Source organism: Agrobacterium sp., assembly GCF_059499945.1.
Genome location: NZ_JCABZP010000003.1, coordinates 232,631 through 257,765, shown reverse-complemented (window position 1 = coordinate 257,765; position 25,135 = coordinate 232,631). Strand labels below are relative to the sequence as shown.

Below are 25,135 nucleotides of genomic sequence, written 5' to 3'. Positions count from 1 at the left end.
ATGTTTTTGAGAACGGAACCCCATAAATTCCGGAATCGACAGAAACTCTTAACGGGCTGGGGCAAGGGCCGCAAAACGGGCCTGCACCGCTGCATTATAAGAGCGGCTGACGGGGATTTCCGAACCGTCCCTTGTCATGAGAAGCAGACGGCCCGCCTGTTTACGCAGCGCGACGACATCGGCATCGGCGATCCAGTGCGACCGGTGTACCTGCAAGCCCTGCGTCTCGCCAATCTCTTTCAGAGCATCGGCAAAACGCAGCAGAACGAGCTGACGCCCGCGCGTGGTGACGATCTGCGTATAATGGTCCTGCACCGAAAGCCGCAGCAATTCTCCGCGCTTTTGCGGTGGCAGCCGCTCCAGCAGCGGCGCGACGCCTTTCACCTCACGCTTGGTATCATCGTCTGTGTCCGTAACGGCGTTGGCCGTTGTTTCGAGCGACTGGCCGGTGGTGAGATAACTCAGCAGGCAGAAGATGGCACAGAGAGGCAGGGCCGACAGGCTGCTTTCTAAAAAGGGGCCGAAACCCATTTCCTTACCTGAAAATACCCGGTTCGTGACGGTGAGCATGAGCCCGATCGGCAGGGTGGCCGTCAGCGAACCGATCATCATGCGCGTCAGCATGTTTTCGATGCTGCCGGCAAGGGTGCTGTTGGCGATGATGGAAAAGGATATGGCGAATGTCCAGGCGACGGCCTGTATGATTGTCCAGTAAAGCAACCGGTCGGCGAAACTCATGGTTTCGCTCGTGCCGAAAGGCCCGGTCACGATGAAGATCGCCAGCACGGCGAGAAATGTCAGCCACAGCCTGCGCGATTGCAGGACGGCGTGCATTTCACGAAGCGTGGATTGCAGATACGGGTGATCCACGAAGTTTTCCTGCGGTTGGCGTCAATCCGTTTTTCTTGAGCGCATGTTTTGCCGAAATTGCCGGTGATTTCAACCGAGCCGAAACAGCAACCATGTCATTCCAGCCATTGTTAGACGCACCGCTCGCCGTGCAATTCCATGTCGCCACCGTCGTGCCCGCAGCCATTCTCGGCGCCTTCATCTTCCTGCGCCGCAAGGGAACCGCCATCCACCGGCTGCTCGGCAAGATCTGGGTGATGCTGATGGTCACGACTTCCGTTTCGACGTTCTTCATCCATGAATTGAGGGTGTTTTACGGTTTCAGCCCGATCCATCTGCTCTCGGCCTTCACCCTCTATGGCTGTCTGCAATCGGTCTATTTCGCCCGGCGCGGCGATATCAGACGCCATATGCGCATCATGCAGAGCGTTTATCTCGGCGGCATCGTTGTTGCCGGAGGTTTCACCTTCGTTCCCGGTCGCCTCATGCATGAGGTTGCTTTTGGTGATGGCAAAGCCGGTTTTGCGGCCCTTTCCGCCGGCGCTCTCGTGTTTGCCTTCCTGTTTCTGACCGTATTGAAACAAAGACGCAGAGCCGCTTGAGAGACTCCGTTCGCCGCCTCTGCTTTCTTCCGGAACAAGATGTATTATAGTGCCGTTATATGGCAGCTTGTTAAGGCGGTATCCGCCGGGAGAATAGCATGGAATGGAGAGGGCGCCGCCAGTCGGACAATATCGAGGATCGGCGTGGCATGTCGGCGGGATCGGGGCCAGGCGGTAACGATCCTTTTTCCCGTGGCGGAATGCGCGTGCCGATCGGGCGTCGCGGTGGCGGCATCGGTATCGGCGGCATTGTAGTCATCCTGCTGATCAGCTGGGTGCTTGGCATCAACCCGCTGACGCTGCTTACGGGTGGCGACATCTCGATGGACGGCGGTGGCACGACGCAACAATCCGGCACCCAGCAATCCGGCACACGCCCGCAGGGCGAATCGTCGGACGAGACGACGGCTTTCGTGCGCACCGTGCTGGCTGAGACGGAAGATACCTGGAGCGGCATCTTCCAGTCCGCCGGGGAGACCTATCAGAAACCGACGCTGGTTCTGTTCTCCGGGCAGGTGTCATCCGCCTGTGGTTATGCCTCTGCCGCCAGCGGCCCGTTCTATTGCCCGGGTGACCGCAAGGTCTATCTCGACACCAGTTTCTTCAATGAACTGGACAAGCGTTTCGGTGCGGCCGGCGATTTCGCACAGGCTTACGTGATTGCACATGAGGTGGGCCACCACATCCAGAACCTGACCGGCGTTCTGCCGGAATTCAACCGCCGCCGCCAGTCCATGAGCCAGGTGGACGCGAACAAGATGTCGGTGCGAGTCGAGCTTCAGGCTGATTGTTATGCCGGCATCTGGGGCAAGTTTACCGAACAGAAGGGCATTCTCGAAACCGGCGACCTCGAGGAAGCGCTTAATGCCGCCCACCAGATTGGCGACGATACGCTGCAGAAGCAGACTCAAGGCTATGTTGTGCCTGACAGTTTCAACCACGGCACCTCGGCACAGCGCGCGGAATGGTTCAAGCGCGGTTTCCAGAGCGGCCGTGTCGAGGATTGCGATACGTTCTCGGCGAATATCTAAGGAGAGGGGGCTTTTCAGCCCCCTTTTCATTCAACGCATCAAAAGCGCTACGGCATACATGCCGAGGGCGAAGATGGTATGGGCCACGAGGTTGAGGACGCGAACCTTCGTGGGGTTCGGCGTTTTCGATGCGGCCCAGCCAATGCCGAGACCCGGCTGCAGCAGGAACCAGCCCGCGCCCACCGTTATGATGCCGATGATCCACGGCTCAATGAAGGACGGGTTTGCAAACCACGCGGCCGGGACCACCAGCGCAAGAATGATGCCATAGAGAATGCCGACGGCGTAATGCGAAATCCAGCCGAGCGCGAGCTCATGCTCGTAAGGTGCCGCCGTGGCGATGCTGTCGTGAAATATCCTGCCCTTCGGCACATGCCAGAACCAGCGGCCGACCGGCGCCCAGTTGGGGGCGGACTGGCCAAAAAACCGGTGCAGTATGATTGCCCATATGTCCATAAACACGGTACCGCCAATGCCCATGGCAATGCCGCGCCAAATCAAATCCAGCATAGATCCCTCCGCAAATCATGATCGATCAAGCTCTAGCGGATCGGGCCGGTAGAGAGAACCGGGTATCGTTCGCGCGGCAAATAAAAATGGCCGGATCGCTCCGGCCATGAAAGAGGTTGAAACCTCTCCTCCGTCATGCCGGTCCCCGGAACAAGCCCGAGGATGATCCGGCATCCAGCCACGGCGCGTCTGCGCCGTGGGGAATGAGTCTTTCGCGATCAAGGACTTGATCGCGCTGGACCCCGGATCAAGTCCGGGGTGACGGCGTTTGTATGCTTTGCCTCCGCCAAACGATCAGGCGGTTCCTTAAGCAGCACGCCCATATTCCGCCTGCCGCCGCGTGGCCGTGGCGAGCTGGAACTGTGCGAGTAGATCGTTAAGCGCCGCCGCTTCGGACGCCAGCCCATGACTTGCCGCCGTCTGTTCCTCGACCATCGCGGCATTCTGCTGCGTGCCCTGATCGATGGTGTTGATGGCGGTGTTGATTTCATGAAGCCCGGTCGACTGCTCGCGCGACGAGGTCACGATGGCGTCGATATGACGGTTGATCTCCTGCACTTCGCGGACGATGGTTTCCAGCGCCTTGCCGGCATTGCCGACGAGATCGACGCCGGACTGCACCTGCGATGTCGAGGCGTTGATCAGCGTCTTGATTTCCTTCGCGGCATTGGCGGAGCGCTGGGCAAGCTCGCGCACTTCCTGTGCGACGACGGCAAAACCCTTGCCCGCCTCACCGGCGCGGGCGGCTTCCACACCGGCATTCAGCGCCAGCAGGTTGGTCTGGAAGGCGATCTCGTCGATCACACCGATGATGTTGCTGATCTCCGACGATGACTTTTCAATGCCTTCCATGGCGCGCACGGCATCTTCCACGATGACGCCTGATTGTTCGGCATTGTTGCGGGCGCGATCGACCAGACGGCCGACTTCTTCCGCACGGTGGGCGGAATCCTTCACCGTCGTGGTGATTTCCTCAAGCGCCGCCGCCGTTTCTTCCACGGAGGCTGCCTGCTGTTCGGTGCGCCGTGCGAGATCATCCGCCGACTGGCGGATTTCTCCGGCGCCGGCGTCGATGGCGCGGGCATTCTGGCCGACGGTGCTGAGCGCCGCGTTCAGCTTGGCGACGGAATTGTTGAAATCGTCGCGCAGGCGGTCGATGCGGGTCACGAAGGGCGTGTCGATGCGATAGTTGAGATCGCCGTTCGAAAGATGAGCCAGTCCCTTGGCAAGCGAATCGACCGCGAACTGGATGTCCGCCGCGTCTTTTGCCGCCAGTCTCTCGCGGTCGCTGCGTTCTTGTTCGGAAAGCGTGCGGTTCTGCTCGGCATCGCCTTCGAGGCGCAGACGTTCCATGGCGTTCGACCGGAACACGGCAACCGCTGCCGCCATCGAGCCGATCTGGTCGGTGCGCTCCTGACCGGGAATGGCGACATCGAGATTGCCGGCTGCAAGGCCTTCCATGGCCGAGGTCATCTGCGTGACGGGGCGGACGATGAAGCGTGAAAGGACGGTTGCGAGAAGTCCGATCATGATCGTGGCTGCGAGGATCGTGGCGATGGTTGCCGCCAACCGGAACTGGCCGATTGCGCTGTAGGCAACATCGGAATCGACGACGAAACCGAGATACCAGTCAACCGAGGGCAGGCCGGCGACCGGAATGAAGCTGGTGATCTTGCCCTTGCCGTCGATCTCGGTCTGGGAAATGGCGGAGGAAATAGCCGGTGTGTCGACCTTGAAGAGGTCGGCCAGCGGCTTGTCGACGAATTTCGGATCGGGATGGATGAGGATCTTGCCATCCTTGCTGACGAGGAAAGCGTATCCATCCGTGCCGGCATCCACCGACTTGATCATCTTCACCAGCGAATCCAGCGAGAAGTCACTGCCCGTCACGCCGCCAAGCTTGCCATCGATGGAAACGGGAATGGCGGCGGTGATGATGAGGCCGCCGGTCGATGCATCATTATAGGGTTCGGTCAGGACGGTCTTACCGGCTTTCACCGCATCCAGATACCACGGGCGTTTGCGAGGATCATAACCCTCAGGCAGTGGTGTTTTCGGGAAGGTGGTGAAGCTGCCGGTGTCGGCATTGCCGAAATAGGTCGACATGAACTGGGCGGTGAGAACGTCGTTTTCCAGAAACCGCAGCTTGGCCTCGTCATCAGGCAGCTTGGCGAGCGTCTTTGCCACCGTTTCGGTCAGCATGATGCGGCCATTCAGCCAGTTGGCGATGCTTTGCGCGGCCTGCTTGCCGGAAGAATCGATATTCTCCGCCACCGCTTCCGTCGTGACCCGGTGCTGAAGACTGTCGATGTAGAAAGAGAAACCGGCAAAGGCGGCGACGACAAGTGACGACGCCGCAACGAGAATGCGCGTCATGAGATTGGTTTTCTTGGGCAAGCTACACGTCCTTGAAACCGGGTGAACCCGTTCGGTTCATCTTGGAAAATGGTGGGAAAGACATGCCTCAAAGGCGGGAATATTCTGCGTCATGCAGCTTGTGGTTTAGAAGAACTACGCGATATTCTAATAAGTAAAGCGAAATGGTAAAATTCAGCTAAATTTGTCTTATGTCAGTCGGGCTCGGCCGCGGCGCGCCAGATTGCCGTTTTGCGTAAATTTTGATCATCGATCTGCAAAGGTTGCGTGCAGGAAGGGAATATTTTATTCATCACCATGCTGCCGTTGCGCAATTCGCGGGCAACGGCCAAGGTTCAGGTGAATTACAATGTCTTCGTCGGTTGTTGCAGGAACCGTTCCGTCCGGATCGGGGTCGTGGTTTTCGCATTTCAAGGCTACGCTTGTGCTGGGAATTCCGCTCATCGGCGCTCAGCTCGCGCAGCTTGGCATCCACACCACTGACATGATCATCGTCGGCCAGCTTGGCGCCGAAAAACTGGCGGCGATGGTGCTGGCCGGGCAGTTCTTCTTTGTCGTCTTCATTTTCGGCTCTGGTTTTTCCGTCGCCGTGGTGCCGATGGTGGCGCAGGCCTACGGGCAGGGTGATGCGACGGCGGCCCGTCGCTCACTTCGCATGGGCATGTGGGTGGCGATTGCCTACTGGCTGCTTGCCCTGCCGATCTTCTTTAATGCGGAGCGCATTCTCGTTTCGCTTGGGCAGAACCCCAATGTTGCGGCGCTGACTGGGCATTATCTCGCCATCGCCAAGTTCGGCCTCCTGCCGGCGCTGTTGTTTTACGTGCTGCGCAGTCTCGTCAGCGCCATCGGGCGTGCGGGCATCATTCTTTATGTCACCATCATCATGCTCGTGATGAACGGCGTGCTGGCCTATATGCTGGTATTCGGCCATTTCGGATTGCCGGCGATGGGCATGAATGGTGCGGCTGTCGTTGCCGTCATCGTCAATGCCTTCAGCTTCATTTTCATCGTCGCCTATGTGCAGACGCGCGAGGAAACGAGGAAATACGAGCTGTTCGTGCGCTTCTGGCGGCCGGACTGGCACGCGCTTTTTGAAGTGCTGCGGCTTGGTCTGCCGATCAGCATCACCATTCTCGCCGAAGTGACGCTGTTTGCCGCCGCCTCGATCCTGATGGGGCAAATCGGCACCGTGCAGCTTGCGGCGCATGGCATTGCCCTGCAGCTTGCTTCCATCGCCTTCATGATCCCGCTCGGCCTGTCGCAGGCGGCGACCGTGCGGGTGGGCATCGCCCGCGGTCAGGGCGATTTCAAGAATCTCATCCGCGCCGCCATCATGATTTATGCGATCGCCTGCGGTATTGCGATTTGCGGTGGCATCCTGTTTGCGGCCGTGCCGGAATTTCTGGCGAAGTGGTTCCTGGATGCGAAATTGCCCGAGGCGGCGGAAGTGCTTGCCTATGCCAGCAGCCTCGTGGTGATCGCCGGTATCTTCCAGCTGGTCGACGGCATTCAGGCTGTGACGGCAGGTCTGCTGCGCGGATTGAAGGATGCGCGCATTCCGGCGATGCTGGCGCTGATTTCCTATTGGCCGATCGGGTTGGCGCTTGCCTGGATCATGGCTTTTCCGCTCGGCTTTGGCGGACGCGGCGTCTGGTTCGGTTTCGTGATCGGCCTTTCAACGGCGGCTGTTCTGCTCACCATTCGCTTCGTGCTTCTGGTGAAGCGTGAAATGCAAACGGCCCGCTGAAAAGCGGGCCGCATAATCTTTCCTGATCTCCGGAGGTATCAGCGCTCGGCGAGCGCTGCCTCACCCTTGTTCTCGCGCAGCAGGTTGACGAAGCGGCGGAAGAGGTAATGGCTGTCCTGCGGGCCGGGCGATGCTTCCGGATGGTGCTGGACGGAAAAGACCGGCTTGCCGACGATGCGCAGGCCGCAATTGGTGCCGTCGAACAGCGAGATATGGGTCTCTTCGACGCCTTCGGGCAGCGACTTGGTATCGACCGCAAAGCCGTGGTTCATGGAGACGATTTCCACCTTGCCTGTCGTGAAGTCCTTGACCGGATGGTTCGCGCCGTGGTGGCCCTGATGCATCTTTTCGGTCTTGGCGCCGACGGCGAGGCCGAGCATCTGGTGACCAAGGCAGATGCCGAAGATCGGCAGATCGCTTTTGATGAGGTTCTGGATAACAGGCACGGCATATTCGCCCGTCGCGGCCGGGTCTCCCGGGCCGTTGGACAGGAACACGCCATCCGGCTTCAGCGCCAGGATGTCTTCGGCCGAAGTCTGGGCTGGAACGACGGTGACTTTGCAATCCAAACCGGCAAAGAGGCGCAGGATGTTGCGCTTGACGCCGAAATCGACGCAGACGACGTGATACTTGGCATCGGCTTCACCGAGCGTGCCGTAACCCTTGTTCCAGACCCAGGGGGTTTCAGTCCAGGTGGAGGACTGGCCGGAGGTCGCTTCGATGGCGAGATCGAGACCAACGAGGCCGCTCCACGCCTTGGCTTCCGCCTTCAGCGCTTCGATGTCGAAGACACCGTTCGGGTCATGGGCGATGACCGCGTTCGGCGCGCCGTTTTCGCGAATCCATGCCGTCAGCGCGCGCGTGTCGATGCCGCAAAGGCCGATGACGCCGCGGGCCTTCAGCCAGGCATCCAGATGCTTGGCGGCGCGGAAGTTCGAGGGATCGGTGATGTCGGCCTTGAAGATGACGCCGACAGCGCCGCGGCGGGCGGCAGGCGTCAGGTCTTCAATGTCTTCCTCATTGGTGCCGACATTGCCGATATGCGGGAAGGTGAAGGTGACGATCTGGCCGAGATAGGAAGGGTCGGTGAGGATTTCCTCGTAACCCGTGAGCGCCGTGTTGAAGCAGACTTCGGCCTGAACCTTGCCGGTTGCGCCGATGCCTGTTCCCTCGATCACTGTGCCATCGGCAAGAACAAGCATTGCGGTCGGTTTGCGGGTAGTCCAGGGCGCTGTCTCGGTCATCTCGTTCCGTTTCTGCCGCTTCGCACCCCGCCTCTTGAAAGGCAGGGGGTAAGGGGCCATTTTTGTCGCAGGCTTCGTGACATAAAGGGGCGCGCGATAAAGCTCGCGTTCCGACCCTTCGTTAAAATCTCGTGCAGGTGCCGGAAAATAACGAAAGCAGCCCAAGCGGTCAACCGCAGGTCCAAGATTTACGCGGATTTAAGCTGTCGTAGATTCAAGGGCTTATGCAATTGATTTGCTTGAGCGTGTTTGCTCGTTTATGTCGTTGCGAAAAATAAGGCGGAAAGTTTGCCGATCAGGAAGCTGCGGAACGGGCTTTCCCAAGGAGAAGAAAAATGCTGCGCGACGTGTTCGCTAATACTTTGAAAGATGCACTGAAGGCTCGTGACGCCCGACGTACATCGACCGTGCGTCTCATCCAGACGGCCATCAAGGATCGCGATATCGCCAATCGCGGCGTGGGCAAGGACCCCGTCAGCGATGAAGATATCATGCAGATCCTGACCAAGATGGTAAAGCAGCGGGAAGAATCCGCCACCATCTATGAAGGTGCCGGCCGTCCCGAGCTTGCCGCTCAGGAGCGCGAGGAAATCGTCATCATCAAGGAATTCATGCCGGAAGAAATCCCGGCCGAGAAGGTGCGCGAACTCTGCCAGGCCGTCATCACGGAGACCGGCGCTTCCGGTCTGCGCGACATGGGCAAGTGCATGAATGCGCTGAAAGAGCGTTATCCGGGCCAGATCGACTTCGCGAAAGCCTCCGGCGTCGTCAAGGACTTGCTGAAGTAAAATCGGCAATGCCGAAAAAAGTAAAGGCAGGGCAGATGTGGGCTGCCCTGCCTTTTTTCTGTCGACGAAAACGCATTCCGGCGGATCAGAATGCTCTCAAGCGCAGGCGTTTTTTCGGGGGACGTGCCTGCGGGCGTCGGCAGATTTCTGCGAAAATTCATCGCTCTGTCTGTAAGTATGTTTTTACATCGCGGCTGCGTGGCACTCAAATTACAAAAACATAATTTTTGGTGAGGTTGCGGCGCCACAAATTTGCCCGAAGCAGGCGCAAAGGGCGTTGCCACGCTTAGCCCTGCCGCTTTTTCTGCTCATGCACATAGTGGCGCAGGACGGCATTCATGCGGGTCTGATAACCTTTCCCGGTGGCCTTGAAGAAATCCACGACATCCTGATCGACGCGAATGGAAATTGACTGTTTGGGAGTAGGGAAAACCACTTCGGCCTTCGACCAGTCGATATCCTCAAAGCCGGCCCAGTCGGGATCGTCGCGCGTGGCGCGGTCGATATCCTCGTCGGTCAGGGCATCGACGCGCGCCCAGTCGGTCGCGCTCTTCTCGCCGCGAGCGCGCTTAGCGTGAATTTCTTCCAGGGTAGTTCGCGTAATAGAGTTGTTGCTCATTTTTTCGCGCCGCGCGCGCCGATATGATCCGACATGTCTCGCCCCGCATCGTGTAAACGACAGCTATAAGGCGCCCCGTGAACGGACAAATAGCGCGTATGCGAACCTCTCCATTTTGGTCAGAAGGTACTTCGATATGAGGCTCGAACAGTGCCTCGACTGCGTCCTCGAAATCGATGCCATGCTTCTGAATGTTATTTCGCCGCTTGTTTTCATCCCATTCAAAGGAGATGAAATCCTTCATCACGATTTCCATGCGCTGCCTACACCTGATGTCAGTTCATAGGCACTCATGCACCGAGTATGTATATACACTCGTATATTCTTCTGTATATACACCGATGTCAATTCCGCCTGTGAATAGTGGGTATTGTTTATCTCTCCATTTTGTATTGCGGCTGTTATGCGCTTATATGAAAGACTGGCCTCGAACAGGTAACCCATGCGCTTTTCCAATTCTTTCCTCGATGAGATACGCGACCGCGTGCACATCTCCGATGTGATCGGCCGACGTGTGTCCTGGGACAAGAAGAAGACCAACACGTCGCGTGGGGATTATTGGGCCTGCTGCCCGTTCCATGGCGAGAAAAGCCCGAGCTTTCACTGCGAGGACCGTAAGGGCCGCTACCATTGCTTTGGCTGTGGTGTTTCGGGCGACCATTTCCGTTTTTTGACGGAGCTTGAGGGGCTGAGTTTTCCGGAGGCCGTGCAGCAGATCGCCGATATGGCCGGCATTTCCATGCCGCAGCCCGATCCGCAGGCGGAAAAGCGCGAGCGCGAGCGGACCTCGCTTCAGGACGTCATGGAAATGGCGACGCTGTTCTTTCAGGACCAGCTGCAGACGGCGCTTGGCGCGCGGGCGCGGGCTTACCTGCGCGATCGCGGGTTGACCGGGCGCACCATCGAGACCTTTCGGCTCGGTTATGCGCCGGATAGCCGTAATGCGCTGAAAGAGCATCTGGCGAGCAAGGGCGTGTCGAAGGAACAGATGGAGGCCTGCGGGCTGGTGGTGCATGAGAACGTACCGGTCTCCTATGACCGGTTTCGCGATCGCATCATGTTCCCGATCCTGTCCTCGCGGGAAAAGGTGATCGCCTTTGGCGGTCGCGCGATGGCTTCGGATGCCGTGGCGAAATATCTGAACTCCAACGAGACTGAACTCTTTCACAAGGGCAATGTTCTCTACAATTTCGCCCGCGCCCGGCGTGCGTCGCAGGCGGCAGGCGGTTCTGTCATTGCCGTCGAAGGTTATATGGACGTCATCGCGCTTTATCAGGCGGGTGTCGAAAATGCCGTCGCGCCGCTCGGCACGGCGCTGACGGAAAGCCAGCTCGATCTCCTCTGGAAAATGTCGCCACAGCCGATCCTCTGCTTTGATGGTGACGGTGCCGGCATTCGCGCCGCCAACCGTGCCGCCGATCTCGCTTTGCCGCATATCAAGCCGGATCGCTCCGTCAGCTTTGCGCTTTTGCCCGATGGCAAGGATCCGGACGATCTCGTGCGGCTGGAGGGGCGCGCGCCTTTTGACCGGGTATTGTCCGAGGCCAAGCCGCTTGCGGCGATGATCTGGAGCCGCGAGACGTCAGGCGTCGCCTTTGATACGCCGGAAAAACGCGCCCAGCTCGAAAGCCGGCTGCGGCAGATTGTTGCCGTGATCGGCGACGAGGCCGTGCGGCGGTTTTACCAGCAGGATATGCGTGACAGGCTGAATGGCTTTTTCCAGCCACGTTTTCAGCAGGGCGGGACACAGAACGGCAATTTCCGCCGCAATGGCGCGCAGCCGACGGGACGTGGCTTCCAGCGCAATGCGCCAGGGCGTGGCGGGGCGATGGCAGCACCAACCAGCAGCATTTCCGATCGCCTGGCGCAATCGGGCCTTGTCAGGGGCTATCAAACCAAGCCTTCGCTCCGGGAAAGCGTTCTCGCCATCACCATCGTCAACCATCCCGAACTGCTGCTCGAGGAATATGACGAGATCGCCGCCATCGATTACGAGAACCGCGATCTGCAGCGCCTGTGGTCGACGGTGCTGACCTATGCGGCGGAAAGTGCTGCGGAGATTTCGCGAGCAGGGCTGATCGAGCGGCTGTCGCAGCACGAGTTCGAGGTGCTTTTGAAAGCCATGGACCAGCAGGTACGCAATGCCCGCCTGTGGACCGCGACTGAACAGGCGGCGATGGAGGATGCGCGTGAAGGTTACGTGCAGGCGCTTTCCCTCCACAAACGGACAAAATCCCTGCTCTGGCAGAAACGCGAGCTGGAGCGGGAAATAGCCGAAGCGACGGATGATGAGCGCGGCACACTTCTGGTGCGCGCTCTGGCCGAGGTCCAGCTGGAAATCGGCCGCATGGAAAACCAGGAAGCGATCATCGATGGTTTCGGGGTCATGTCCGGCCGGGTGAAGGGGCCGGCTGTTGGCCATGGCTGATGATGGTCGGCAGAATTGAAAGGTGTTTGGGGTTGCCTTTTGCGGCAAGCGTCCTAAATAGGGGATAGTTTGGTGATAACCCGCAAAATGCGGCTCTTTTTAAGAATTTCCGTGTCTGTCTCGCCCGCAAAGGCTTGACGGGGCGGGAAATAGCGGGAATCACCATTTCAGGAAAAGTAAGGTGGAATGAGCCTTGGCGGATAGAAATTGCATGAGCAAGCATTTCCGGGTGCACTGTCTTTGCATTCTGCCTGAGGCTGCCGTGGTTAATCGGCAATTAAAGATCACTCCGTTAGGTGTCTGACAGTGATTCGCGGCAAACCGCTGGATGCTCAAGGGGCGGACGGCGATGCGGCGGAACAGGTGTTAGCGTCAGGGAAAGCGACGAGATAGATGGCAACCAAAGTCAAAGAAAACGAAGAAGCAGAAAACGAACGCGACGGTGCGACGGACGGCCCGCTTCTCGACCTTTCGGATGACGCGGTCAAGAAAATGATCAAGGCCGCCAAGAAGCGCGGCTATGTGACGATGGACGAGCTGAATTCCGTCCTGCCGTCCGAAGAGGTGACTTCCGAGCAGATCGAAGACACGATGGCGATGCTGTCCGACATGGGCATCAATGTCATCGAGGACGAGGATGCCGAAGAGGCAACCGCGAGCGACGACGACAACGATTCCGATGGCGAAGAGTCCGAAGGTGGCGAACTCGCCCCCTCCGGCGGCACCGCGCTTGCGACCGCGAAGAAGAAAGAACCGACCGACCGTACCGATGACCCGGTGCGCATGTATCTGCGCGAAATGGGTTCCGTCGAGCTTCTGTCGCGCGAGGGCGAAATCGCCATCGCCAAGCGTATCGAGGCCGGCCGCGAAACGATGATTTCGGGCCTTTGCGAAAGCCCGCTGACGTTCCAGGCGCTGATCATCTGGCGCGACGAACTGAATGAGGGCACGACGCTTCTGCGCGAGATCATCGATCTCGAAACGACCTATTCCGGTCCGGAAGCCAAGGCGGCTCCCCAGTTCCAGAGCCCGGAAAAGATCGAGGCTGACCGCAAGGCCGCCGAAGAGAAGGAAAAGACCCGCAAGCTGCGTGCGCCGACCGGTGACGAAGATGTGACTGATGTGGGCGGCGATGGCCTTCCGCCGGAAGAGGAAGAAGAGGACGACGACGAGTCCAATCTTTCGCTTGCCGCGATGGAAGCCGAACTGCGTCCGCAGGTCATGGAAACGCTCGACACCATTGCCGATACCTACAAGAAGCTGCGCAAGCTTCAGGATCAGCAGGTCGAGGCGCGTCTTGCCTGCACCGGTACGCTGTCTTCCGGCCAGGAGCGTCGTTACAAGGAACTGAAGGATCAGCTGATCACGGCCGTCAAGTCGCTGTCGCTGAACCAGAACCGTATCGACAGCCTTGTCGAGCAGCTCTACGACATTTCCAAGCGCCTGATGCAGAACGAAGGCCGTCTGCTGCGCCTTGCCGAATCCTACGGCGTCAAGCGCGACAGCTTCCTCGAGCAGTATCACGGTGCGGAACTTGATCCGAACTGGATGAAGTCGATCGCCAATCTGGCCGCCCGCGGCTGGAAGGAATTCGCGCGCGAGGAAAGCAACACGATCCGGGAAATCCGTCAGGAAATCCAGAACCTCTCCACGGAAACCGGCATTTCCATCGCCGAATTCCGCCGCATCGTTTCGATGGTGCAGAAGGGTGAGCGCGAAGCGCGTATCGCCAAGAAGGAGATGGTTGAGGCCAACCTGCGTCTCGTGATCTCGATTGCGAAGAAATACACTAACCGTGGTCTTCAGTTCCTCGATCTCATTCAGGAAGGCAATATCGGCCTGATGAAGGCGGTCGACAAATTCGAATATCGCCGCGGTTACAAGTTCTCGACCTATGCGACATGGTGGATCAGGCAGGCGATCACCCGCTCGATCGCGGACCAGGCGCGCACCATCCGTATTCCGGTGCACATGATCGAGACGATCAACAAGATCGTTCGTACCTCGCGCCAGATGCTGCACGAGATCGGCCGCGAGCCGACCCCGGAGGAACTGGCCGAGAAGCTGGCCATGCCGCTTGAGAAGGTGCGCAAGGTTCTGAAGATCGCCAAGGAGCCGATCTCGCTCGAAACCCCCGTGGGTGACGAAGAGGATTCGCATCTCGGTGACTTCATCGAGGACAAGAATGCGCTGCTGCCGATCGACGCCGCCATTCAGGCGAACCTGCGCGAAACGACGACCCGCGTATTGGCCTCGCTGACGCCGCGTGAAGAACGTGTTCTGCGCATGCGCTTCGGCATTGGCATGAACACCGACCATACGCTGGAAGAAGTCGGCCAGCAGTTCTCGGTTACCCGCGAACGTATCCGTCAGATCGAAGCGAAGGCGCTGCGCAAGCTGAAGCATCCGAGCCGCTCCAGAAAGCTCCGCAGCTTCCTCGACAGCTAAGCTTTTGCTTCCTTTAAAATTGAACCCGGTCAGTCACCTCTGGCCGGGTTTTTTGTTTCCCGCACTGGCGAACTCTGCGACAAGCCTTATGTGTGAAAACAGGCATTCCGCTTTTATTGGAAATGCTCCGGTTCGATTTGGTTCGATGAGATGCAACAGGTTTCGGCAGGCAGATGGCGGTGGAAGGGATGGGCTGTGCCCGTCTCCGTTCTCCTGCATCTTGCCGTCGTTGCGATCTTCCTTTTCGAACTGCCCGAGCGGATAGTCGAACCGCAGGAGCCGGAGAGCATCAGCGTCGATCTGGTGCCGCCGCCCGAGGAGAAAAAGGCGGAAGAGGCGCCGCCACCGGGTGAAGAGAAGGCGAAAGAGGAAAAGCCGCAACCTCCGCCACCACCGCCGGCCCCACCGGCGGAAGAGGCAAAACCTTTGCCGCAGCCGCAGGCGACGTTGCCGGCCATCGCCATGAGGCCTGAGGAAATGCAGGCGGATCGCGAGGACAAGCCGGGAAAGGCGGAAGAAGCGGAAAAGACCGAGCCTTCCGAGGAGCCCGCAAGCCAGCCTGAAAAGGCGGCCGAGGAAAAGCCCGCGCCGCCCGCCGCCAACCGCGATCTTCAGGCTTCCGCCGCGCAGGGGGAAATCGCGGTTTCACCTATCAAGGAAGAATCGCAGCCGGATCAGCCGCCAGTGCCGCAGGCAAAGCCGGTTGAGGAAAAGCCTGCGGAGGTGGCGGAAGAGAAGCCCGCGAAACTTCCGGCGGCCAAAAGCTTATTGTCGTCTGCTGTGTTAACTCCAGCGCAGCGACGGCAGATTTTTGGCGATCTACCGCCCCGTCGTCGCATCGTGCAACTTTGTCAGGCGGAAGCATTGGCCCAAATAAGAGAGGTTTATACGGCCACCCGAGGCATGTACGGCTTTTCCGACACCGGTGGACGCATATCCGGCAATCTACTTGACGCTACCGGAGGTGCATTCAACGTCGGCGACGTCTGGCGCGATGTCACGTTTCAATGTGAGGTGGATGTCGAGAATTACGCGGTGACGGCCTTCAGATTTAAAATAGGTGATGTCATTACGGCGGCTGAAGCAAAGAAACGAGGTTTCACGGGGCGGTAGCAGACCATTTGTCCCTCGCGAGGGTAAGTGAAACAAAGGTTCCATTCGTCGATTCCATCCCTTCTCCCTCATTCCTGTGCTTGTCACAGGAATCCAGCCGGCGCGCGTCCGCGCGGCGAAGAACGTCCTTTCAGCCCAAGGACTTGGGCTGGCTGGATCTCTGTGACAAGCACAGAGATGAGGGAGGGAAGTGCGCTGCAAAACGGCCTCCCTATACACCAGCCGGGAAGCATCGTGTCGTACTCCATGTGGCTGCAAGGGGTGCGTGCTTAGAGAGCTATCTCACACCCGCTCCGTATCACCCACCAGTAGCCCAATGCCCGCCATCAGCGCATCCTCATCATAGGGCTTGCGGATAACCGGCACATTGCCGAATTCATCCGGCACCATGCTGCCATCCGCATAGCCGGTGGCGAAGAGGAACGGGACGCCGCGGCGGTGAAGTTCTCTCGCGACCGGGATCGAGGTGTCTGAGCCGAGATTGATGTCGAGAATGGCCACGTCAGGCACATAGCTCTTCAGCTTTTCAATCGCCATTGCCGACGAGGTTGCCGTTTCTATGGTCTTGATGCCGTTATCCTCCAGCATGTTCTCGACATCCATGGCGATCAGCATCTGATCTTCAACGAGTAATACTTTCAACGGCTCCTCCCGGTTATAGCGTCTGGGCTGTGGTGCGGTTTCATCCTCGGTTTGCGCGCTGGATGCGACCGTCGCCGATGAGACGTGACGGGCGGGCAGGAAAATTTCCGCCTCCAGCCCATCAGGCAAATAGCGCATCGTGCTGCGCCCGCCGAGATCGTAGGGGATGCTGCGGCTGATGAGCGCCGTGCCAAAACCGGCGCGCGACGGGGTAGGCAGTTTGGTGGGCAGGATTTCGCGCCACCCAATCTCGCAATCGCGGTTTTCGCTGATCTGCCAGCGCACATGCAATTGCCCGCCATTTTGCGAAAGCGCGCCGTATTTGGCGGCATTCGTCGCCAGTTCGTGCAGAACCAGCGCCATCACGGAGAAAGCGCGTGAATCGAGCGTGACCTGAGGCCCCTCAAGTTTCACCGTCGTTTCCGGCGAGCGATGGGGCGACAATTCGGCGTCCAGAAGATCGCGAAGCGCGCCGCCGCCTTCACCGCGTATGATCTGGTCATGAGCAAAGGACAGAGCCTGAATGCGGCCCTTCAGCGCGGTGACATATTCCTGCAGGGTCTTGCCCTCCTGCGAGGGATTGCCGACCAGCGATTTGATGATGGCCAGAACATTCTTGACGCGGTGGTTGAGTTCCTCGTTCAGCATGCGCTGGCGCACTTCGGCGCGTTCCCTTTCGCCAGCCATCAGCTCGCTGTGATGGAATGCGACCTCGACCAGCGCAATTCTGGCGGCTTCGGCGATTTCCCGGTCGGCTTCCGACCAGGGCTGCGCCTGCAGACGCACCGTCTCTTTCCAGATCGCAAAGCTTTTGCGCGGCGTGAGACGATCCCCCATCGGGCCGGTCTCATAGGATTTTTCCGGATTGCCGGCCCAGTTCAGGTTCTGCACGATCTCCTTGCGGAAAAACAGGAGATAGTCGTTCTTTACCTGCGAGAGTGGAATGGCGAGCATTCCGGCCGCGGTGCCGGCGTAGATTTCCGCTTCCGGTATCGCCTGCGACAGCGCATGGGTCGCCCAGACCTTGCCTTCGGAAGCCGAGGCGACGAAACGCGCCAGCCTTGGAATGGCGTCATGCGGCGGCGTTGCGCCATGGCAGTGCCAGTTGTTTCCCACCCACAGGCCAACGCCGTCACACGGCATCAGATCGGCAAAATCCTGGAAACTGTCGATCAGCAGTTCTTCAATATTGGCGTGATGCGCGGCAAGCCGAAGAAAGCGGTCGAGCGCGGCATGGGCGTGGTTGACGGTATCGAGCCTGCGCTTCTGTTTCAGGACCTGCAGATGCATGGAGAAAAATTCCCCGAACATTTCGGCGGCGATCCGGACCGGCATGGTCAGCACGCGCGGGGAATAGTGATGACAGGCGATGAGGCCCCACAGGGCCCCGTCGACAATCACCGAAATGGACATGGAAGCGCCGACACCCATGTTGCGGAGATATTCGCAATGGATGGGCGAGACGCTGCGCAGATGCGCGAAGGACAGATCGAGCGGCTCGCCGGAGGCATCGACGGCCGGCAGGACAGGAACGCGGGCGCCGCTGGCATCGGAGATGATGCGCAGCGTATTCTTGAGATAAAGCGCACGGGCCTGCTGCGGGATGTCGCTGGCGGGGAAATATTGCCCGAGAAAGCTTTCCAGTTCCGGCTGCTTCGCCTCCGACACGACCTTGCCGGCGCCATCTTCCTCGAAACGGTAGATCATCACCCGGTCGTAACCGAGCGTCGCCTTTACCAGCCGCGTCGTTCTGGAAATCAGGCTTTCAACGCTGTCCGCCTCGCGGATGCGGTCCACCATCTTGCGCGCCGTGCCGAGCGGCTGCGTTTCGCTGCCGGAGGGCTCGAATTCGATGATCGTGGTGGACTTGTAGCGGTGAAGCGAAATATCGAAGCTGCGGCCGTCGCTCATTTCCATGGCCGGCAGCATGGCGGGACGCGTGGTTCTGCCGGTGACGGTCAGCGCATTGCGAAGATCGTGGACGAGTTTTTTACCGAGCACGTCCTCGGCGGTTTTGCCATTGATATCGCCGTCAATGCCCAGCAGTTCGCGGCAGTTTTCGGAATGCCGCACCACCATGCGCATGGCGTTATCGCAGGCGATGAGACAGCCATGCGGTTGAATATAGCCTGGGATGTGGATGGGTTCGCGGTCGCAATTGGTCAGGTCGACTTGATAGTCACTGGGTGCCATGAATCAGTCTTTCGCACCCTGTGTCTGTCTGTGCCGAAGATAATCTGGTTGTCGTGAGATGGGAAAGCCTGAATAGTCCATTCTGATAGTGCCAACCCTTCCCCGATTTTTGCAACTGTGACGCCGGTTTTCCGTTGTGCTTTTATGAGCCGCCGTCATGCGATTGTCGTATCCGTGATGTCATCGGATACAATTTGACATGTTGCAACGTTGGCAGCGTCGATTTTGTTCCAAGTTATTTGAAGGAAAAATTGTGCCGCAGAAGAAGATGATCGTCCCCACCCATGGACAGGGCCTTTACGAGTTCACATCCGAGGCCAGGGCATTCGTCAATCATGCCGGGGTGGAGGAAGGCCTGCTGACAATCTTCGTTAGGCACACATCCTGCTCGCTGCTTATTCAGGAAAATGCCGATCCCGATGTGCGGCGTGATCTCATGGTGTTTTTCTCCCGGCTCGTGCCGCCTTCCGATGATCCTTCCATGCGATGGATCATCCACACGCTGGAAGGCCCCGACGATATGCCCGCCCATATCAAATCGGCGCTGACCACGGTTTCCATCGGTGTGCCGATCAGCGACGGCAGGCTTGTGCTCGGCACCTGGCAGGGCCTTTATCTTTTCGAACATCGCGACCAGCCGCATCGGCGGGAAATCGTGCTGCATATCTCGCCGTGATGTCTGGATCCGGATTGATGTATTGCGCGTTAACCTCTCTGAACGCCTGCTGAACATTCGGTTCTGCTGATATTCAGACGGGCGGGTCTAGGGTCTCGTCAATCGCCGGGGGATGTTCCCCTGTCGGCAAAGAAACAAACGGAGTGAAGTTCATGTTCAGCACCTTTGCAAAAGCCGGCCTGGCTACCCTCATAGCCCTCGGTGGAATTTCCTTTACGGCGCCAGCGGCTTCCGCAGGCTCGGATGTCCAGTTCAGAGTTCAGGTTCAGGACGGCTATGGTCATCGTCCCGGCTGGGGCCGTCCGGACCGCCCGCGCCGCGGCTGCTCGGTTTCGCTTGCGGAAGAAAAGGCAAGCCGCATGGGTCTTCGCCGCGCCCGCGTGGTTGATGTATCGCCGCGCCGGGTCGTGGTGGCAGGCTTTGACCGTCGCGGCCGTGATCGTATCGTTTTCGCCAATGAGCGCGGTTGCCCGGTGATCCGGCGCTAACAGCGGCCAGTCTTATCGATCTGCTGATATCCCCGTCGGGCAGAACGATTAAAAAATGCCCCTCGCTTGTCCGGAAAGGCAGGCGAGGGGCATTTCGTTTTGCATCATGCCAATGGCTGAATTCAGGATGGAGGAGGAGCGGCACAGGAGTGCCGCCCGCCGCCGATCTTACTGCTCGAGAGCGAAGGTGACGTTGACCACCACGCTGTAGCTGTTCTCACCCGACGCGATCGGCACGCTGTCGGCTTCCTTCATCATCGAAGCACGCATCACGCCCGCCGGTACCGGCATCGGGCGCTGCGAGTTTTCGCTGATCTGAATGACACGGCCAAGCTTCACGCCCGCCGCTTCCGTCAGCGTCTTCGCCTTGGCCAGCGCATCGGCGACGGCCTGCTTGCGGGCCTCGGTCACCGTCGCTTCGGGCTTGTCATTGGTGAAGGTGATGTCGCCGCCCTGGTTGATGCCGAGCTTGACGGAGGTATCGAGGATCGTGCCGAGCTTCTTCAGGTCGCGCACCCGCACGGTCAGGCCGTTGGATACCTGATAGCCGGTGATCTCGGGCGCAACATAGACGCCGTCCTTGGGTTCATAGTGCTTGTAGAGCGGCTGCACGGAGAAATTGCTGGTCTGCAGGTCGCGGTCTTCAATGGCGGCCTCTTTCAGCGCTTTCAGAACGTCGGCGAGCGCCTTGGAATTTTCGGTAAGAGCCGCAGCCGCAGTCTCCGCCTGCTTGACGACGCTGAAGGACAGGATCGCCATATCAGGGGCAATGGCCGCCTGGCCTTCACCGGAAACACTGATGGTGGCTTCGCGCGGGGAAGCCTCCTGCGCAGACACCTGGGCGGCGAGCGGCATCATGGCAGCTGCGGTCATTGCGGTGAGTGCGAAAAGGCGGGCCGTTTTTGTCTTCATGGTGTTTCCTCGTTGATTGAGTCCCTTTGAAGGGTATTGCCTTAGATTGTGTAGCTAATACGGCGGCGCTGTTTTGGGAAAGCATCAATGGCTTGTCGGGCTCAAAAAATTACGTTAGAGCGTGACCACCGGATTCGAACCATTGCGAAGCCGGTGTTTCGGATCGGTTTTCCGAAAGGGCCTGTAGCTCAATGGTTAGAGCCGGCGGCTCATAACCGCTTGGTTGGGAGTTCGAGTCTCTCCGGGCCCACCATTTACCCATCCCCATGCGTCTCAGTACATTCATGAACATCATGAAATGCCTTGGTTTTCAGGTGTTTGTGTCCTCATTCGTCTCAATACGTTGCCGTGCATCCAGTCGGACTGTGTGGCATCAAACATGGTACAAGAAAAGCAATACCACAGGAGAGTTTCATGAGCCTCACCGACATGAAGTGCCGAAATGCCAAACCAGCAGAGAAAGATTACAAGCTGAGTGACTCTGGTCGGCTGTATCTATTTGTCAGGACGAGCGGTTCAAAACTGTGGCGCATGAATTATGTGTTCGATGGTAAACAGAAAACTCTGTCTATCGGCACCTATCCGACAGTATCGCTCGCCGAAGCACGTGCTGCTCGAGACGTTGCGAAAGAAAAGCTTCAACAGGGCCTCGACCCAATGGGTAAAAGCGACGTGCCCGAGGACCGAAAATTCAAGGCGATTGCGAAAGCGTGGTTCGCGGCAAACGCGGCGGGGTGGGTCACGTCGTACTCGGTGCGAATATGGGCACGTCTTGAGGATGATATCTTTCCCGCGTTCGCAGAAAGAGACGTGGACACCATTGAGCCGGTAGAGCTTCTCCAGGAGTTGCGGAAGATCGAAGACCGCGGAGCTATTGAAATGGCGAAACGCGTGCGGCAAACGGTCAGCAACGTTTTTAAGTATGCGATAGCAGAAGGGAAAACAAAGAACGATCCGGCTGCTCTTCTGGTAAACGCAATGAAGGCTAACCCGCCTGCGCAGCACCGCTCTGCGCTCAGGGAAGAAGATCTGCCTGTCTTCTTCAATCGTCTGAAGGTCTACGACGGTGAAGCTCAAACCCGACTGGCGATCGAGGTGGTTGTCCACACGTTTGTTCGGACGCACGAAATAAGGATGGCCGAATGGTCGGAGTTCGATTTCAAAGGGAAGCTGTGGCGGATTCCAGAGGCACACATGAAGATGCGGAAAGAGCATCTGGTGCCACTGACCGATCACGTAATTGAGCTGTTGCTTCAATTGAAGGAGATTTCAAAAGGCAACCGCTTGGTGGTGCCAGGTGGGACCGGTCTAAAACCGATCAGTGAAAATACGATGCTCTTTGGCCTGTATCGTATGGGCTATCATTCGAAAGCGACAATCCATGGATTTCGCTCGACAGCCAGTACAATCCTGAACGAAAGCGGACTGTGGCGAGAGGACAGCATCGAACGCCAACTGGCACACGTGCCCAAAGACGAGGTGCGCGCAGCCTACAACGCAGCCCTATATCTACCTGAGCGGATTAAAATGATGAACTGGTACACTGATCGACTGCTGGCGTTGTCAAAGAAGGTCACAAATAGACTCGATTTGCTCGACGGGCTTTTGTGATGTCATATGCCGACGCAGGAACTCGATCACCTCGGGGCCTGTGTAAAAAACTTTGATTTCCACGCCGACTTCTGCGAACCGTTTGATCTCGCCGCTTTGGCCTGCTGAAAGCCCGCCACATTTTCGCTTGCGAGCGGCGGGCTTTTTCATCTCGATCAGGTACAGCTTTCCGTATCCTGCGAACAGACGATCGGGGCAGCCAACTCGACCTTGGTACTGGATTTTGCGGACGATCCAGCCATTGTTTTCCGCCCATGCTACAGCGTCCAGTTCTTCGTTCTTCTCGATTTTGCGCGTGGTGAAATCGAAATCGGGCAGGGGTTTCATCTCTTGAACCTCACGACGTGGACAGGTTTCTCGATTAATCTTGCGTAATTCACCGTGTAGCGAGTACCTGGTGATCTTCCGTCCCAAAAAGCTAGCAGGCGGTCACAAGCCTCGGCTATTTGGCGATCTCGTCTATGATAGCCGCCTGGTTTCCCGTCGGGCAGGAAGACCAGAGCGTCGACGCCGGTCAGTTCTGCCCACCATTCGGCAAAGGTGTCCGCTCCGAGCGGGCAGCCTCCGCTGATAATCAGGGACGGGTTATAGAGGGGGATGGTCCGGCAGAGCAGGGGGAAATCTCGGAAGGTCCGGCTGCCGATAACTGCGAGCCGTGTCATGCAGCGACCATCCATGTGCGCAAGACCGTTTCGCGATTAGCTTTGGTGAGGCGGATGCGCTTCAGTTTCGGTGGTTTTGGACCGTAGAAACCGAGATCGCTGAGGATGGTCTCAGTCTCCTCGATGTAGCGCCGGTAATCGATGTCCTCCGGAAAATCGTCGGGCAGGCGCATGCACTCTGCGGCGCCGTCGGTTTTCGGGATCTTCTTGAAATTGCCCGTCGTCTCATGAGGCACGGTGTCATAGATCGCATCCCCATCAGTCGACCAGTAGTAGCGTATCGCCTTGCCGAGATACTGCCCGCGCCATGTTGCGCCGTTGGCGGCTTTGATCACGGTGACGAACTGGCGGATGTCGCGGCAGGCCCTGATGGTTTCCTCAATCGGCGTGCCGTGCTTGATGCGAGCCAACGCGGCGTCGGAGCAGATTGTCATCTGCGGGTTTTTCATCAACTGACCGCGCACCGGATCGAAGTCGGACTTGTCGGGGTTCCACGGGTTGCCGAGCGGTCCCTTGCGCTTATGCTTGCCGTCCATCTTGATCGCAAAGTAGCTGTTGACGGACTGGTTATAGATGGCCTTGTACTCGCCGAATTCGAGATCGAAACCGGTGTCTGCCTCCCACTGCACGCAAACCTGCTGCAGGGCCGACGGCTTCAGACGGTCTTTCGCCAGCCCATCGTACATCTCGCGCGGACACTGGAAGAGCACGCCGTCAGTGTTTCCGCTGACTACGTTGATGCCGGCTTCCAGTGCGCGTTCGACTAGCATCAGAATGGCGAGCTGGCAGGTCAGTGTTACCGACAGGAGCAGATGTGGTGCATAGAGGATGCTGTATCGGCTACCGAGCTTTCCGTAGACACCGTTCAACTGGATTTTGCCGCCTTTGTCCTTGACTTTGCATTCTTCGAGTTCCCGGTTCAGGGCGGCGATGCGGTCAGGGTCATTGACCTTGGGTAGTTCTTCTTCGATTTCCTTGGCACGCTTCTTTGCCGCCAGGCGTTCTCTGCGAATGCCGTCATAGGCTTCGAGGAATTCCGGGCCTAGTGAGCGAGGATAGAGCCCGAGCATTAGGATCGCTGCAGGATACTGGGACGCTACGTCGGCATCGATGAGGATGTGGGTGTCTGTCGAGAAGGTTGCGCGGTTGGACTCGGTAGTGTGAATGCCTCCGATGCCAAACTGATACGTCTCGGTTCCGAGTTTGATCTGCGCGGCCTCGGTCGCCATCCATTTCGGTGAGGCTGTCTTACCGTCGGATTTGACGACGAATTCAGTTTCACGGACGCGCTCGAGCAGTTCCTGTAGAGCCGGCGTCCTGAAAGATACCCAGTCGGGAACCGGGTATTTGAAGGTAGTTCCGGGTTTCGTCTCGACCTTCTTGACCTTGCGGCCGGTGATCTCTTCGACGCGCGTTTTTACGATCGCTTCGCCGATCTGGCTGTCGGACTTGGACATGAAATTGCGATTGTAGACCGCTCCCAAGGCGCGACGCAGTTCCATTGGTTCGCGTAGGGCGTTCCAGAGATTGTGCGTGGCATCAAGATCGGAGTGAAGGCAGTAATTGGCGACGATGTCCATCTGCTCGTGGGTCAGACGCATGTCAGGAGGGAAAGGTAGGTCTTGTAACTGTTTGCCCATCATTCGGCCGTTGAGCGACTTCAGGCTGGCGAATGCATTGGGCTGCGGCTCGCAAAGGTCGATGTGGAGTTTCTTGACCTCGAACGGGATGTTTATTCCGAGAAATTCTTCAGCTTCCCACCATTGGATGTTGCCCTCGATCAGCCGATCACTTGCACGTTTGAGGTGGGCGTTGGTGACGTGCTCCTGCAACGAGTACCAGATCATTGGAACGTCGTAAGATAAGCTTCTGTAGCCAACCGTGGTGTGCTTTTTCAGAACGGAGCGAACATATCTCCGATCATAGTTTGATGAGCGCGAACTGAGTTCGACGCCGACGCGCTTGCCGTCTTCCTCGCGCTTGAAGCCGATGTAAAAGAAGTCATGGTAGCACTCGATGTCGGTAAAAATCACACTCATGCAGCGTCGTCTCGATTAATGATGATACCCGATTTGACCCTCGGAGCCGGGGCACTGGTGGCGGGCTTTAGCCGCCGATTGCATGGCGACCTCCATTTGTCCGGTTTCATCGAACAGCGTTCGGCTGATGAAATTACTCATAACGACTCTTGAATTT

General features: G+C 58.2%; 20 protein-coding genes and 1 tRNA gene. 11 read left to right on the top strand and 10 right to left on the bottom strand.

Going from position 1 to position 25,135, the window contains the following annotated elements; genetic code table 11:
- Positions 1–48 precede the first annotated feature (48 nt).
- Positions 49–870 (bottom strand): LytTR family transcriptional regulator DNA-binding domain-containing protein, encoded by an 822-nt coding sequence (locus tag AC5I5B_RS03425; protein WP_162695562.1) that lies wholly within the window; start codon positions 868–870, stop codon positions 49–51.
- Positions 871–962: 92 nt separating this feature from the next.
- Here AC5I5B_RS03425 and AC5I5B_RS03420 point away from each other — a divergent pair, with 92 nt between their 5' ends.
- Both AC5I5B_RS03420 and ypfJ read left to right on the top strand, forming a co-directional pair.
- Positions 963–1,451, top strand: coding sequence for a DUF2306 domain-containing protein (locus AC5I5B_RS03420; protein ID WP_060725259.1), 489 nt, complete (start codon positions 963–965; stop codon positions 1,449–1,451).
- A 98-nt stretch (positions 1,452–1,549) separates the two neighbouring features.
- Positions 1,550–2,482 (top strand): KPN_02809 family neutral zinc metallopeptidase, encoded by a 933-nt coding sequence (ypfJ, locus tag AC5I5B_RS03415; RefSeq protein WP_004430442.1) that lies wholly within the window; start codon positions 1,550–1,552, stop codon positions 2,480–2,482.
- A 30-nt stretch (positions 2,483–2,512) separates the two neighbouring features.
- Here ypfJ and AC5I5B_RS03410 read toward each other — a convergent pair whose 3' ends face one another.
- A complete protein-coding gene (locus AC5I5B_RS03410) occupies positions 2,513–2,992 on the bottom strand; it encodes a DUF2938 domain-containing protein (protein ID WP_020808734.1) in 480 nt (159 codons plus the stop codon).
- Positions 2,993–3,298: 306 nt separating this feature from the next.
- Positions 3,299–5,389, bottom strand: a complete 2,091-nt coding sequence (mcpU, locus tag AC5I5B_RS03405) for a methyl-accepting chemotaxis protein McpU (protein ID WP_495752368.1) — start codon at positions 5,387–5,389, stop codon at positions 3,299–3,301.
- A gap of 328 nt (positions 5,390–5,717) precedes the next feature.
- Between mcpU and AC5I5B_RS03400 the strand changes: the two genes are divergently transcribed.
- Entirely contained in the window at positions 5,718–7,115 is a 1,398-nt protein-coding gene (locus tag AC5I5B_RS03400; protein WP_020808732.1) for an MATE family efflux transporter, read from the top strand.
- Between the two features lie 38 nt (positions 7,116–7,153).
- Here the strand turns inward: AC5I5B_RS03400 and carA are convergent, their stop codons facing one another.
- Positions 7,154–8,359, bottom strand: a complete 1,206-nt coding sequence (gene carA / locus AC5I5B_RS03395) for a glutamine-hydrolyzing carbamoyl-phosphate synthase small subunit (protein WP_004430447.1) — start codon at positions 8,357–8,359, stop codon at positions 7,154–7,156.
- 335 nt (positions 8,360–8,694) lie between these two features.
- Here carA and AC5I5B_RS03390 point away from each other — a divergent pair, with 335 nt between their 5' ends.
- Positions 8,695–9,147, top strand: a complete 453-nt coding sequence (locus AC5I5B_RS03390; protein ID WP_004430448.1) for a GatB/YqeY domain-containing protein — start codon at positions 8,695–8,697, stop codon at positions 9,145–9,147.
- A gap of 286 nt (positions 9,148–9,433) precedes the next feature.
- On the opposite strand, the gene AC5I5B_RS03385 is transcribed toward AC5I5B_RS03390, so the two are convergent.
- A complete protein-coding gene (locus AC5I5B_RS03385; protein ID WP_099086038.1) occupies positions 9,434–9,766 on the bottom strand; it encodes a BrnA antitoxin family protein in 333 nt (110 codons plus the stop codon).
- Complete coding sequence (locus AC5I5B_RS03380; RefSeq protein ID WP_087744634.1) at positions 9,717–10,010, bottom strand: BrnT family toxin; 294 nt, start codon at positions 10,008–10,010, stop codon at positions 9,717–9,719. Before AC5I5B_RS03380 ends, AC5I5B_RS03385 begins: the two co-directional genes overlap by 50 nt.
- Before the next feature lie 198 nt (positions 10,011–10,208).
- Between AC5I5B_RS03380 and dnaG the strand changes: the two genes are divergently transcribed.
- The 3 genes from dnaG to AC5I5B_RS03365 all read left to right on the top strand — a co-directional run bounded on the left by dnaG (position 10,209) and on the right by AC5I5B_RS03365 (position 15,755).
- Positions 10,209–12,194, top strand: coding sequence for a DNA primase (dnaG, locus tag AC5I5B_RS03375; protein WP_087744632.1), 1,986 nt, complete (start codon positions 10,209–10,211; stop codon positions 12,192–12,194).
- A gap of 393 nt (positions 12,195–12,587) precedes the next feature.
- On the top strand, positions 12,588–14,642 hold the full coding sequence (gene rpoD / locus AC5I5B_RS03370; protein ID WP_060727426.1) for an RNA polymerase sigma factor RpoD: 2,055 nt from the start codon (positions 12,588–12,590) through the stop codon (positions 14,640–14,642).
- A gap of 195 nt (positions 14,643–14,837) precedes the next feature.
- Complete coding sequence (locus AC5I5B_RS03365) at positions 14,838–15,755, top strand: DUF930 domain-containing protein (RefSeq protein WP_060725258.1); 918 nt, start codon at positions 14,838–14,840, stop codon at positions 15,753–15,755.
- Between the two features lie 282 nt (positions 15,756–16,037).
- Here the strand turns inward: AC5I5B_RS03365 and AC5I5B_RS03360 are convergent, their stop codons facing one another.
- Complete coding sequence (locus AC5I5B_RS03360; protein ID WP_111834720.1) at positions 16,038–18,590, bottom strand: HWE histidine kinase domain-containing protein; 2,553 nt, start codon at positions 18,588–18,590, stop codon at positions 16,038–16,040.
- Between the two features lie 253 nt (positions 18,591–18,843).
- Between AC5I5B_RS03360 and AC5I5B_RS03355 the strand changes: the two genes are divergently transcribed.
- Positions 18,844–19,266, top strand: coding sequence for a secondary thiamine-phosphate synthase enzyme YjbQ (locus tag AC5I5B_RS03355; RefSeq protein ID WP_060725123.1), 423 nt, complete (start codon positions 18,844–18,846; stop codon positions 19,264–19,266).
- Between the two features lie 152 nt (positions 19,267–19,418).
- Positions 19,419–19,754: a hypothetical protein gene (locus AC5I5B_RS03350; protein WP_004430463.1), complete on the top strand. Its 336-nt coding sequence runs from the start codon at positions 19,419–19,421 to the stop codon at positions 19,752–19,754.
- A 168-nt stretch (positions 19,755–19,922) separates the two neighbouring features.
- Here AC5I5B_RS03350 and AC5I5B_RS03345 read toward each other — a convergent pair whose 3' ends face one another.
- The gene (locus tag AC5I5B_RS03345) at positions 19,923–20,666 is read right to left on the bottom strand and encodes an SIMPL domain-containing protein (protein ID WP_004430464.1); all 744 of its coding nucleotides are present in this window, start codon (positions 20,664–20,666) and stop codon (positions 19,923–19,925) included.
- 177 nt (positions 20,667–20,843) lie between these two features.
- On the opposite strand from AC5I5B_RS03345, the gene AC5I5B_RS03340 reads away from it, so the two are divergent.
- Both AC5I5B_RS03340 and AC5I5B_RS03335 read left to right on the top strand, forming a co-directional pair.
- Positions 20,844–20,919 (top strand) — tRNA-Ile (locus AC5I5B_RS03340).
- Positions 20,920–21,080: 161 nt separating this feature from the next.
- Positions 21,081–22,277, top strand: coding sequence for a tyrosine-type recombinase/integrase (locus AC5I5B_RS03335; RefSeq protein ID WP_495752367.1), 1,197 nt, complete (start codon positions 21,081–21,083; stop codon positions 22,275–22,277).
- Here AC5I5B_RS03335 and AC5I5B_RS03330 read toward each other — a convergent pair.
- Both AC5I5B_RS03330 and AC5I5B_RS03325 read right to left on the bottom strand, forming a co-directional pair.
- Positions 22,230–22,604 (bottom strand): PDDEXK family nuclease, encoded by a 375-nt coding sequence (locus AC5I5B_RS03330; RefSeq protein WP_495752366.1) that lies wholly within the window; start codon positions 22,602–22,604, stop codon positions 22,230–22,232. The two genes, AC5I5B_RS03335 and AC5I5B_RS03330, sit on opposite strands and share 48 nt — an antisense overlap.
- 331 nt (positions 22,605–22,935) lie before the next feature.
- Positions 22,936–24,978 (bottom strand): hypothetical protein, encoded by a 2,043-nt coding sequence (locus AC5I5B_RS03325; protein ID WP_495752365.1) that lies wholly within the window; start codon positions 24,976–24,978, stop codon positions 22,936–22,938.
- Positions 24,979–25,135: the final 157 nt, after the last annotated feature.

Bases quoted from the DNA above. Each gene is read 5' to 3' on its own strand.
- AC5I5B_RS03380 (WP_087744634.1), bottom strand. From the start codon at position 10,010: ATGAAGGATTTCATCTCCTTTGAATGGGATGAAAACAAGCGGCGAAAT.
- AC5I5B_RS03410 (WP_020808734.1), bottom strand. From the start codon at position 2,992: ATGCTGGATTTGATTTGGCGCGGCATTGCCATGGGCATTGGCGGTACC.
- AC5I5B_RS03400 (WP_020808732.1), top strand. From the start codon at position 5,718: ATGTCTTCGTCGGTTGTTGCAGGAACCGTTCCGTCCGGATCGGGGTCG.
- AC5I5B_RS03385 (WP_099086038.1), bottom strand. From the start codon at position 9,766: ATGAGCAACAACTCTATTACGCGAACTACCCTGGAAGAAATTCACGCT.
- AC5I5B_RS03390 (WP_004430448.1), top strand. From the start codon at position 8,695: ATGCTGCGCGACGTGTTCGCTAATACTTTGAAAGATGCACTGAAGGCT.
- rpoD (WP_060727426.1), top strand. From the start codon at position 12,588: ATGGCAACCAAAGTCAAAGAAAACGAAGAAGCAGAAAACGAACGCGAC.
- AC5I5B_RS03325 (WP_495752365.1), bottom strand. From the start codon at position 24,978: ATGAGTGTGATTTTTACCGACATCGAGTGCTACCATGACTTCTTTTAC.
- ypfJ (WP_004430442.1), top strand. From the start codon at position 1,550: ATGGAATGGAGAGGGCGCCGCCAGTCGGACAATATCGAGGATCGGCGT.
- carA (WP_004430447.1), bottom strand. From the start codon at position 8,359: ATGACCGAGACAGCGCCCTGGACTACCCGCAAACCGACCGCAATGCTT.
- AC5I5B_RS03345 (WP_004430464.1), bottom strand. From the start codon at position 20,666: ATGAAGACAAAAACGGCCCGCCTTTTCGCACTCACCGCAATGACCGCA.
- AC5I5B_RS03360 (WP_111834720.1), bottom strand. From the start codon at position 18,590: ATGGCACCCAGTGACTATCAAGTCGACCTGACCAATTGCGACCGCGAA.
- AC5I5B_RS03350 (WP_004430463.1), top strand. From the start codon at position 19,419: ATGTTCAGCACCTTTGCAAAAGCCGGCCTGGCTACCCTCATAGCCCTC.
- AC5I5B_RS03330 (WP_495752366.1), bottom strand. From the start codon at position 22,604: ATGAAACCCCTGCCCGATTTCGATTTCACCACGCGCAAAATCGAGAAG.
- dnaG (WP_087744632.1), top strand. From the start codon at position 10,209: ATGCGCTTTTCCAATTCTTTCCTCGATGAGATACGCGACCGCGTGCAC.
- AC5I5B_RS03420 (WP_060725259.1), top strand. From the start codon at position 963: ATGTCATTCCAGCCATTGTTAGACGCACCGCTCGCCGTGCAATTCCAT.
- AC5I5B_RS03335 (WP_495752367.1), top strand. From the start codon at position 21,081: ATGAGCCTCACCGACATGAAGTGCCGAAATGCCAAACCAGCAGAGAAA.